Genomic DNA, 11,175 nt, shown 5'->3' with positions numbered 1-11,175 from the left:
GGTGTATCCTCCCGCCCATCATGGCGAAGACGAAAAGCATCTATACCTGCACCGAATGCGGTGCCCAGTCCCCCAAATGGCAGGGCCAGTGTTCCGCCTGCAATGCCTGGAACACCCTGGTGGAAACCGTGGCCGAGGCCGGCGGCAAGGGCAGCGGCCACCGTTTCGAATCCCTGGCCCCCGGCACGCCCAAGCTGCAGGCCCTCTCCGAGATCGAGACCCGGGAGGCGGCGCGCCTGCCCACGGGTCTGTCCGAATTTGACCGGGCCCTGGGCGGCGGCCTGGTGGCCGGCGGCGTGGTGCTCATCGGCGGCGACCCGGGCATCGGCAAGAGCACCCTGCTTTTGCAGGCCCTGGCCGCCCTGGCGCCCCAGCACAAGGTGCTCTACGTCAGCGGCGAAGAGTCGGGGCAGCAGGTGGCCCTGCGGGCCCGGCGCCTGCAGCTGGACGTGGAGCGCCTGCCCCTGCTGGCGGAAATCAACCTGGAACGCATCCTCGGCGTGGTGCAGACGGAAAAGCCCCAGGTGGCGGTGATCGACTCCATCCAGACCCTGTGGTCCGACCAGCTCACCTCGGCTCCCGGCTCCGTGGCCCAGGTGCGCGAATGCGCCGCCCAGCTGACCCGGCTGGCCAAGCAGACCGGCGTCACCGTGATCCTGGTGGGCCACGTGACCAAGGAAGGGGCCCTGGCCGGGCCCCGGGTGCTGGAACACATCGTCGATACGGTGCTGTACTTCGAGGGCGACACCCATTCCTCCTTCCGCCTCATCCGGGCGGTGAAGAACCGCTACGGCGCGGTCAATGAACTGGGCGTCTTCGGCATGACCGACAAGGGTCTCAAGGGCGTCTCCAACCCTTCGGCCCTGTTCCTTTCCCAGCACGGCCAGGAAGTGGCCGGCTCCTGCGTCCTGGTGACCCAGGAAGGCACCCGGCCCCTGCTGGTGGAAATCCAGGCCCTGGTGGATACCACCATGGGCGGCAGCCCGCGGCGCCTTTCCGTCGGCCTGGAGCAGAACCGGCTGGCCATGCTGCTGGCGGTGCTGCACCGCCACGCCGGCATCGGCTGCTTCGACCAGGACGTCTTCGTCAATGCGGTGGGCGGGGTCAAGATCAGCGAACCGGCGGCGGATCTGCCGGTGCTGCTGGCCATCATTTCCTCCCTGAAGAACCGGCCCCTGCCGGAAAAGCTGGTGGTCTTCGGCGAAGTGGGCCTGGCCGGCGAGATCCGCCCGGCGCCCCGGGGCCAGGAACGGCTCAAGGAAGCGGCCAAGCTGGGCTTCACCCGGGCCCTGGTGCCCGAGGCCAACAAGCCGCGCCAGCCCATTCCCGGGCTGGAGGTGGTGGCGGTGAGCCGCATCGAACAGGCGGTGGAGCGGCTGCGGGACTGGGAGTAGGGCGGGCCCCGGGCGCAGCAGCGTCCGCTGACGCAGCAAAGAAAACGGCGGCCAGGGGCCGCCGTTTTGCATGGGGAGGGCGGCGTGGCCGCCGGGTTCAGGCTGTGGCGCTGGGCGTGGTTGCCGTCGCTGCCGGGGTTTCTTCCTTCGGCTTGCGCAACTGGGCGAGGAAGTCGTCCATGCCCTTCTGCACCAGCTGGTAGGTCTTGTTGATACCGGCTTCCACCTCGCCGTTGAGAACGTTGAGGCCCTTGAGGATGTCCTTGGCCTCGTTGAAACCCTTCTCAAAGCCGCTGCGGATCACGTCCACGAAGTCGGATGCCACCTGTTCCGGATCGTCGTCGGGCCGCTTGGCGGCATAGGCGGCGTAAAGACCGGTGGTGAAGGAGAGGATGCGGGCGGCGGTGGCCTCCGGGGAGTTGTCTTGGCTGGCGGCCTTTTGCAGCGCGTCGGGGCCCTCGGATATGCCCAGCACCTCGTTGATGCGGTCGATGGCGGTGCGGAAGAGCAGGGCCTGGGAGTCGTTGCCGGCCTGGATCGAAACCTGCAGGGCGGATTCCAGAATGCCGACCTTGAACTGCTTGGTGGCCGTATCGACCTTCAACGCCCGATGCTCCTCCTGGGGATAAACACGGGAATTGCCGCTGTTGGCGCTGGCGGTCTGCTGGCTCGGCCCCTGGGGGGCGGTGATGTCGTTGGGCATGATAGTCTCCGAAATATATTGGCGGTCGCATTTCTCGCTCTATCTGCCATAACGTCATTTTTTTCAATGACTTGAACGTTTCTTTACCTTTTTTTGTAGATTCAAGCCTGGCGCGGCTCTCCGTGGGGTTGTCCGGTGCCGTTGCGGCTCGTTTCGCCGGAGTTGTCCATGTTTTCACTCGCATTCCGCCTCCTGCGCCGGGATTTCTCGGCCGGTGAATTGCGCCTGCTGGCCCTGGCCCTGGTGGTGGCGGTGGCCAGTATCAGTTCCGTCGGATTTTTCACCGACCGGGTGCGCCAGGCTCTGGAGCGGGAATCCCGCCAGTTGCTGGGGGCGGACCTGCTGCTGACCTCCGACCATCCCCTGGCCCCGGAATTTGCCGCCGAGGCGGCGCGGCGGGGCCTGCAGATGGCCCAGACCCAGGTTTTCCCGAGCATGGTGACGGGGGAGGAGGGGGCCCAGCTGGCAGATATCAAGGCCGTCTCCAGCGACTATCCCCTGCGGGGCAAGCTGCGCCTGGCTCCTGGCCTGGGGGCGCCCGACAGCGAGATCCAGGGCGGGCCCCAGGCCGGCACTGTATGGCTGGACGAGCGCCTGGCCACCCAGTTCGGCAGCGGGCCGGGGCAGAGCCTCAACCTGGGCCAGGCCCCCTTCACCGTGGCCGGGGTGCTGACCCTGGAGCCGGACCGGGGCGTCAATTTCTTCAGCGTCGCCCCCCGCCTGATGATGAACCTGGCCGACCTGCCCGCCACCCGGCTGATCCAGCCTGGCAGCCGGGTCGCCTACCGCCTGCTGCTGGCCGGCCCGGACCGGGCGGTGGCCGACTACCGCCGCTGGGCCGAGCCCCGCCTGACCCGGGGCGAGCGGGTGGAGGACGCCAGCAACGCCCGCCCGGAAATCCGCACCGCGGTGGACCGGGCCCAGCAGTTCCTCGGTCTTTCCGCCCTGCTGGCCGTGGTGCTGGCCGCCGCCGGGGTGGCCCTGGCCATCCGTCGCTACCTGCAGCGCCATCTCGATCCCTGCGCCGTGATGCGCTGCCTGGGGGCGCCCCAGGGCCAGGTGCTGGGGCTGTACCTGGGCCAGTTCCTCATTCTCGGCCTGGCCGCTTCGGCAGTGGGGCTGGCCATCGGCTTCGGCGCCCATTTCGTGCTCCACGCCTGGCTGGCCAACCTGCTGGCCGCGCCCCTGCCGGCACCCAGCCTGTGGCCCGCCCTGCAGGGGCTGGTGGCCGGACTGGTGCTGCTCTTCGGCTTCGCCCTGCCGCCCCTCCTGCAACTGCGCAAGGTGCCCACCCTGCGGGTGCTGCGGCGGGAACTGGGGGAGCCGGACGCCTCCATCCTCGCCACCTACGGCATTGGCCTGGCGGCCCTGGCCGGCCTGCTTTTCTGGGCCGCCGGCGAGCCCAAGCTGGGGGCCTACGCCGCCGGCGGCTTCACCGCCGCCCTGGGCCTCACCGCCCTGATCGCCCGTCTGGCCCTGGCCCTGCTCAAGCCCCTGCGCCGGGTCGGGCCGGCGGTGGGCTTCGGCTGGCGCTACGGGCTGGCCGGTTTGGAGCGGCGCTCCCTGTCCAGCGTGGCCCAGATCGTCGCCCTGTCCCTGGGCCTGATGGCCCTGCTGCTGCTCACCGTCACCCGGGGCGACCTGATGCAGGCCTGGCGCCAGGCCTCGCCGCCGGACGCGCCCAACCGCTTCGTCATCAACATCCAGCCCGAGCAGCGCCAGGAAGTGGGGGAGGCCCTGGGGCGCATGGGCATCCGCGCCGAACTCCTGCCCATGGTGCGGGGCCGCCTCACCGGCATCGACGGCCGCCCCGTGACCCCGGCGGACTATGAAGACGACCGGGCCAAGCGCCTGGTGGAGCGGGAATTCAACCTCTCCTGGGCCGCCGACCTGCCTCCCGGCAACACGGTGACCCAGGGCCGCTGGTTTGCCCCCGGCGAACAGGGGAAGGATGGCAAAGGCAGCGCCTCGGTGGAAAAGGGCCTGGCCGAAACCCTGGGCGTGAAAGTGGGAGACGAGCTGACCTTCACCGTGGCCGGCGAGCCGGTGCAACTCACTGTCACCAGCCTGCGCAAGCTCAACTGGGATTCCATGCGGGTCAATTTCTTCGTCCTCGCCCCGCCCGGCGTGCTGGAACCGTATCCGGCCAGCTACATCACCAGCTTCCACCTGCCCGACGATGCCGCCAACCGGGTGGGGGAACTGGTCAAACGCTTCCCCAACCTGACGGTGGTGGACGTGGCTGCCATCGTGCGCCAGTTGCAATCGGTGCTGGATCAGGTCTCCCGGGCCGTGCAGTTCGTCTTCCTGTTCACCCTGGCCGCCGGGATCATCGTCCTCTACGGCGCCCTGGCCGCCTCCCACGACGAGCGGCGCTACGAACTCTCGGTGCTGCGCGCCCTGGGCGCCGGCCGCCAGCAGTTGCGGGGCGCCCTCCTGGCCGAATTCGCCGCCGTCGGCGCTCTGTCGGGCCTGATCGCCGCCGCTGGCAGCCAGGGCGTCGGCTGGCTCCTGGCCGCCAAGGTCTTCAATCTGGAGTATCAGTTTGCGCCGTGGGTCTTCCCGGCGGCCATCGTCGGCGCTGCTTTGGCCGTGACCCTGGCCGGCTGGCTGGCCGCCTCCCGCCTGCTGCGGGCGCCGCCGATGGAGGCGTTAAGAGTGGGGGGGTGAGGCGGGTTGGGGGGGGCTTGGGTATGGTTTAGGTATGACGTATGATTTTACCCTCGGTGAGTGCTCTGTTATCTAGCTTATCGGGCACTTTTATCCTCTGTTACTAGCCGGGTGTGAGGTAATGAATCGTTGTATATATTTTCTTACTATCTACGATGATAGTACTTATGTAAAAATATTTACATAAGTACTAAAAACTAGATCTGGCTGGAATTTATTTTTTCTTTCAATTATTGACTTGTATTTAATAAATAAGATTGCCCGATGGGGGGGTGTAATGGTATCAATTTCTAGAGAAATGCATGTATAAATCTATTGGCAGAAGTTTTGTTGTGCTCACCTTGACTGTACTGGTTTCTAGCTGTTCAAGTACAAAGTTTTGGCAAAAGCAAGGAGCATCACACGCTGATCTTCGTAGTGATAGTTATCAATGCGAAAAGGACGCGCGTCAGTCAAATTTTGGTGGTGGACTTATGGGAGGGGGGTTGCGTCAAGAGTTCTACGACAGATGCATGGAGTCTCGCGGATGGATTCTTCAAGAATGAGGCCCAATCTAGAATCAAGCAACTTCTCCGACTATACATCTCAGTGATGCTCAACTTAGTAGTTGAATGAGCTTCAAAAAATGCTGCGCGGGCCGCTTACTTCTAAGCTATGGCCCATGCTCATAATTGGATTTTGTGTCAAGTTCTTCGGATAGCCACCTGAATGATGGGCATGTAATTTTTGGCCATCTTAGTGGTGTCGCAGCAGTCTCTTCGAGGGACTTAAAAATAAATACCTTAAGCTCCACCGTAAGGTATTTGAAAAATTCCAATTTAACTTGAGTTTTTAGGTGAGAAAGATGGAGCTTTACATACTTATAGGTCTTGGTATATTTGTTTATGTGTACCTGAAGCGCGACAATCAAAGAATTAAGTTTGAGAAGGTTAAAGAGGCAAATAGAGTTTGTTCTTATATGGGAATGGGAGAGGTTCTTTTTCGTATTGCTCAAATTCAATCGGTATTGAAAGAGAATGGTTTTTTGACAGAAAAGGAGCAGCTTATTTTTGAGGCGCTTCTGCTTCGCAGAATGAAATTGGAGGGTACTTCCACTCCAGAATATATTGCTGAAGATTTGGAGAGATTTGCAGTTATGGAGCGTTATCGAAATTTTGAATAAATTGGATCGCTAGAGATAGCCTTCAAATGTGAGAATTAATTTAGTATTGCTTGGCAACAGGGATGGTTTATGAGATTGGAAAGTGCAACAAAAAGCGATATAGTTCTTAGTGTTATAATTCCAGGGTGGGGGCTTCTGATTGGATTAATAGCGCTTATGAAAAAAGAATTCCGACGAGGCCTGACTATGATTGGAATTTTTGTGTTAATAACATTTGTCATTGCCGTCTTGCGTACCTAATCTCAAGCATTAGCCGTCGTTTTCGGCACCCCTCTCAGTGGTACAATCCCGCCCCTTGACCAGCCGGTCGGGGGCGTTTTCGCTTGCCGCCGGCCTTGCGCAGTTACCTTCGCAGTTACCTTGATTCCCCTGAAAGTTTTTCCATGAGCGCAGAACTCCAGGCCATTGCCGCGGAAGCCCAGCGGCGGCGGACCTTTGCCATCATTTCGCACCCGGATGCGGGTAAGACGACCCTGACCGAAAAGCTGCTGCTGTTCGGCGGCGCCATTCAGGCTGCCGGTACGGTGAAGGCCCGCAAGAGCGGCCGCCATGCCACTTCCGACTGGATGGAGATCGAAAAGCAGCGGGGCATTTCCGTCGCCAGCTCGGTGATGCAGTTCGACTATCGGGACTGCGTCATCAACCTGCTCGATACCCCGGGCCACCAGGACTTTTCGGAAGATACGTATCGCGTGCTTTCCGCCGTGGACTCGGCCCTCATGGTGATCGACGGGGCCAAGGGCGTGGAGCCCCAGACCATCAAGCTGCTGGACGTGTGCCGCATGCGCGACACGCCCATTCTCACTTTCATCAACAAGCTGGACCGGGAAGTGCGCGACCCCTTCGAGCTGCTGGATGAGGTGGAATCGGTGCTGAAAATCCAGTGCGCGCCGGTGACCTGGCCCATCGGCATGGGCAAGACCTTCCGGGGCGTGTATCACCTGGCCAGCGATTCCGTGGCCCTGTTCACTCCCGGCGAAGGCAAGGATGCGGAAGTGGTGAAGGGCCTGGATCATCCGTCCCTGGCCGGCTTCTCCATGGAAATTTCCAAGCTGAAGGAAGACCTGGAGCTGCTGGCCGCCGCCCATCAGTTCGAGGCCGAGCCTTTCCTCTCCGGCAAGCTGACGCCGGTGTTCTTCGGCTCCGCCATCAACAACTTCGGCGTGCGGGAAATCCTGGATGCCCTGGTGGCCAACGCGCCGCCGCCCAAGACCCGGGAATCGGCCGAGCGGGCCGTGGCGCCGGAAGAGGGCAAGTTCTCCGGCTTCATCTTCAAGATCCAGGCCAACATGGACCCGGCCCACCGGGACCGGGTGGCCTTCCTGCGGGTCTGTTCGGGCCGTTTCGAGCGGGGCATGAAGCTGTGGCAGGTGCGTACCGGCAAGGAAATCCGGGCGACTCAAGTCGTTGCGTTCCTCTCCCAGCGCCGCGCCACCATTGACGACGCCTACCCGGGCGACATCATCGGCATGTTCAACCACGGCAGTATCGAAATCGGCGATTCCTTCACCGAGGGCGAGAACCTGCACTTCACCGGCATTCCTTACTTTGCGCCGGAAATGTTCCGCGCCGCCCGGCCCAAGAACCCCTCCAAGATCAAGCAATTCCAGAAGGGTCTGGAGCAGCTGGGGGAGGAGGGCGCCATCCAGGTGTTCAAGCCCCTTTCCGGCTACGAAGTGGTGCTGGGGGCCGTGGGCGTGCTGCAGTTCGAGGTGGTGGCCCACCGCCTGGCCGCCGAGTACGGGGTGGAAATCCTGCTGGAGAACAAGTCCCTCTTCGGAGCCCGCTGGGTGACCTGCGACAAGGCCGAGGACTTCAACCGCTTCGAGCGGGAGAACATGGGCAACCTGGCCACGGATGCCTCCGGCAGCCTGGCCTATCTGGCGCCGACCCGGGTCAATCTGGACCTGACCCAGGAGCGCTACCCCAGCGTGCAGTTCCACGCCACCCGGGAACACACGGTGACCCTGGGCAACCGGGGCTAAACGGGGGCGGGCGGAACGCCAATCCCCGCGGGGGCTTCGGGTCGGCCCGAAGCCCCGTCCTGCTTGGTTCGCCGCGGCCTGCGGCGTACAATCCCCGCTTCAAACTCCCTATTTTTCAAGGAACTCCGGATGCCCTTGCGGCGCTCCACCTATCTGCTGGCGACGCTGGTCGGGCTGCTCTGGTTGGGGCTGGTCGTATGGATTTCCATGGACGTGCTGCAATCCCGGGAAATGGCCATGGATGCGGCCCGGCGCCAGGGCGAGGCCCTCGCCCGGGTGCTGGAGAGCAGCCTGCAGGGCTCCATCCAGAAGGTGGACCTGCGCCTGCAGGAGTTCGTCCGCCGCCATCAATATGCGGTGGCGGCAGGACGCCCCCGGGAGGAACTGGAGCCGGAACTGAACCGCTCCCTCGGCATGTTCCCCGAGGCCTTGAGTTTCCGCGTCGCCGACACCCAGGGGCGCTACATCTACGACGCTTCCGGCGTCCTGGCCAGCAACGTCAATATCGCCGACCGGGATTATTTCCGCCTGCTCCAGGACCAGCCCGGTGCCGGCCTGGTGGTGTCGGGGCCGATGCAGTCCCGGGTCACCGGCGACTGGGTGCTGGTGGCGGCCCGCCGCCTGCAGGATGAAGGGGGCACCTTCCAGGGCGTGGTGCTGGCCTCCCTGCGGGTGAAGTATTTCGAATCCCTGTTCGGCACCCTCAACCTGGGCCCCCGGGACACCATCGCCCTGTGGACCCGGGACATGCGCCTGATGGCCCGCTGGCCCCACCTGGAAGCGCGCATGGGGCAGCCGGTGGCGAACAGCCCGACCCAGGACTTCCTCCAGCGGGGTGAGACCAGCGGCTCCTTCATCCGCACCGGCGAGCTGGACGGCATGGACCGCCTGTTCGTCTTCCGCGCCCTGCCGGAGCACGATTTCCTCGTTACCGTCGGCTATGCCATCGACGACGTCCTCGCTTCCTGGCGGCATCGGGCCCTGATCTATGCCTGCCTCGGCCTGGTGCTGACCGTGGCCCTGGCCTTCACCGTGCTGGTCTGGCACCGCCGCTTCTCGGCGGCCACGGCCCTGGCCCAGCGCATGAGCCGGGCGGCCGAGGAGAAGAACCGGGAAAGCCTGGCCCTGCTCGATGCCATTCCCGATCCGGCCTGGCTGCTGGATACGCAAGGCACCTATCTGTCGGTGAACGAGGCCTTCTGCCGCTATGCCGGCCGCCCCATGGAAGAGGTCATCGGCCACAGGGTGGAAGACCTGTTCTCGGAGGAGGAAACCCGCCGCATGACGGAAGGCCGCCTGCGGGTGATCGAGGCCCGCAGCCCCATGCGGGAAGAGGTGTGGCTGGACCTGCCCCGGGGCCGGGTGCCCTTCGAGTTCCTGCGGGCGCCGGTGTTCGACGCCGCCGGCCAGGTGCGGGCCCTGGCGGGCGTCGCCTGGGACATTTCCTCCCGCTACGAGGCGGAGGAGCGGCGCCGCCTCATCACCCACGTTTTCGACCACAGCATCGAGGCCATCCTGATCCTGGATGCCACCGGCCATATCGTCACCTTCAACAACGCCTTTGCCGAGCTGTCCGGCTATACGGTGGAGGAGAGCGCCGGCCAGCAGCCGGATTTCCTCGCCTCGCCCTGCAACGAACCCGACTTCCGTGCCCAGATCCGCGCCACCCTGGACCGGGGCGAGAACTGGCTGGGCGAGGCCATCGCCCGGCGCAAGGACGGCAGCGACTGCCCGGTGTGGTGCAACATCGGTGCCATCGTCAATGAGCAGGGCGCCATCGTGAACAAGGTGGCCTTCGTCACCGACCTGTCGGAAAAGAAGGCGGCCCAGGCCCAGATCGAAACCCTCTCCAACGTGGATCAGCTGACCACCCTGCCCAACCGGCAGTGGTTCTCCCGCATCCTCGGCGAGTGGCTGCAGGAGGGCTGCCAGGGCGCCCTGGTGCTGCTGGATCTGGACCAGCTGAGCCGGGTGAACGACGCCTTCGGCCATGCCGCCGGCGACGAGCTGCTGCGCCGGGTGGGCGAGCGGCTGCGCAAGGGCCTGCGGCCCCACGACATCCTGGGACGCCTGGGGGGCGACCAGTTCGGCATCCTCATCGACGGCCGCGACGACAGCCGTTCCGTGGCCACCGTGGTGCGCCATCTGCTGGACATCCTGGCCCATCCGATCCAGATGCAGGGCAGCGACGTGGTGACCACCGCCTGCGCCGGCATCACCCTGTTCCCCCAGGACGGCAACGATGTGGCCCTGCTGCTGCGCAACGTGGATACGGCCATGCACCACGCCAAGAACAGCAACCTCAATTCCTACCACTTCTTCGCGCCGGAAATGAACCAGCGGGTGGTGGAGCGCCTGCGCCTGGAAAGCGAACTGCGCCTGGCCCTGCAGCTGGACCAGCTGGAACTGCACTACCAGCCCCAGGTGGAGATCGGCAGCGGCCAGATCAACGGCTTCGAGGCCCTGCTGCGCTGGAATTATCCGGAACTGGGCATGGTCTCGCCGGCGGACTTCATCCCCCTGGCGGAGGAAACCCGGCTGATTCTGCCCATCGGCGCCTGGGTCCTGAAGGAGGCCTGCCGGCAGAACCGCCAGTGGCAGGACCAGGGCCTGCCGCCCATGGTGGTGGCGGTCAACCTTTCCGCCCTGCAGTTCCAGGAAAACGATCTGGTGGCCATGGTTTCCGCCGCCCTCATGACCTCCGGCCTGGCGCCCCGCTGGCTGGAGCTGGAGATCACCGAGAGCGTCATCATGCAGGAGCCGGAACGCATGGTGGGCATCCTGGAAGAGCTGAAGTGCCTGGGCGTGCGGCTTTCCATCGACGACTTCGGCACCGGCTATTCCAGCCTGTCCTATCTCAAGCGTTTCCCCATCGACAAGATCAAGATCGACCGCTCCTTCATCCGCGATGTGGTGAGCAGCCAGGGCGACGCGGCCATCGTGCGCATGGTCATCGCCATGGCCGGGGAACTTGAACGCAAGGTCATTGCCGAAGGCGTGGAAACCAACGAGCAGCTCGACTTCCTGCGGCTGCACCAGTGTCACGAATTCCAGGGCTTCCTCTGCAGCCGGCCGGTGCCGGCGCTCCAGGTGCCCGAGTTGCTGGCTGCCGGAGCCGAAGCAATCTGATGTTCCGGGGAGCCCTGGCGGCGCCCCGGCCCCTTTCATTTGCCGTTGCCCGCGGGCGGCGGCGGGCCTTGGCCCTCATTAGCCCCTCTCGTCGCCACCATGGAATCGCCTAAGCCTCTTACCTCCTACCGC

Annotated in this window: 6 protein-coding genes; 5 read left to right on the top strand and 1 reads right to left on the bottom strand. The window is 64.1% G+C overall.

The window, feature by feature from the left end; translation table 11 throughout:
* Window positions 1-20: 20 nt before the first annotated feature.
* Window positions 21-1,394, top strand: a complete 1,374-nt coding sequence (gene radA, locus ACLSSQ_RS09735; protein WP_130458463.1) for a DNA repair protein RadA — start codon at window positions 21-23, stop codon at window positions 1,392-1,394.
* 97 nt (window positions 1,395-1,491) lie between these two features.
* Here the strand turns inward: radA and ACLSSQ_RS09730 are convergent, their stop codons facing one another.
* The gene (locus ACLSSQ_RS09730) at window positions 1,492-2,097 is read right to left on the bottom strand and encodes a DUF5610 domain-containing protein (protein ID WP_416242558.1); all 606 of its coding nucleotides are present in this window, start codon (window positions 2,095-2,097) and stop codon (window positions 1,492-1,494) included.
* Window positions 2,098-2,265: 168 nt separating this feature from the next.
* On the opposite strand from ACLSSQ_RS09730, the gene ACLSSQ_RS09725 reads away from it, so the two are divergent.
* The 4 genes from ACLSSQ_RS09725 (at window position 2,266) to ACLSSQ_RS09710 (ending at window position 11,043) form a co-directional block, all read left to right on the top strand.
* A complete protein-coding gene (locus ACLSSQ_RS09725; RefSeq protein WP_416242557.1) occupies window positions 2,266-4,767 on the top strand; it encodes an ABC transporter permease in 2,502 nt (833 codons plus the stop codon).
* A gap of 844 nt (window positions 4,768-5,611) precedes the next feature.
* Window positions 5,612-5,929: a hypothetical protein gene (locus ACLSSQ_RS09720; protein WP_416242556.1), complete on the top strand. Its 318-nt coding sequence runs from the start codon at window positions 5,612-5,614 to the stop codon at window positions 5,927-5,929.
* Between the two features lie 383 nt (window positions 5,930-6,312).
* Window positions 6,313-7,914, top strand: a complete 1,602-nt coding sequence (locus ACLSSQ_RS09715; protein WP_416242555.1) for a peptide chain release factor 3 — start codon at window positions 6,313-6,315, stop codon at window positions 7,912-7,914.
* Between the two features lie 129 nt (window positions 7,915-8,043).
* A complete protein-coding gene (locus tag ACLSSQ_RS09710) occupies window positions 8,044-11,043 on the top strand; it encodes an EAL domain-containing protein (protein WP_416242554.1) in 3,000 nt (999 codons plus the stop codon).
* The last annotated feature ends 132 nt before the right edge of the window (window positions 11,044-11,175 follow it).

Origin of the sequence: Azospira sp. APE16 (assembly GCF_047901315.1) — a bacterium.
Taxonomy (GTDB): domain Bacteria; phylum Pseudomonadota; class Gammaproteobacteria; order Burkholderiales; family Rhodocyclaceae; genus Azospira; species Azospira oryzae.
The sequence above is the reverse complement of the archived record's forward strand: the minus strand, read 5'-3'. Positions and strand labels throughout refer to the sequence as shown.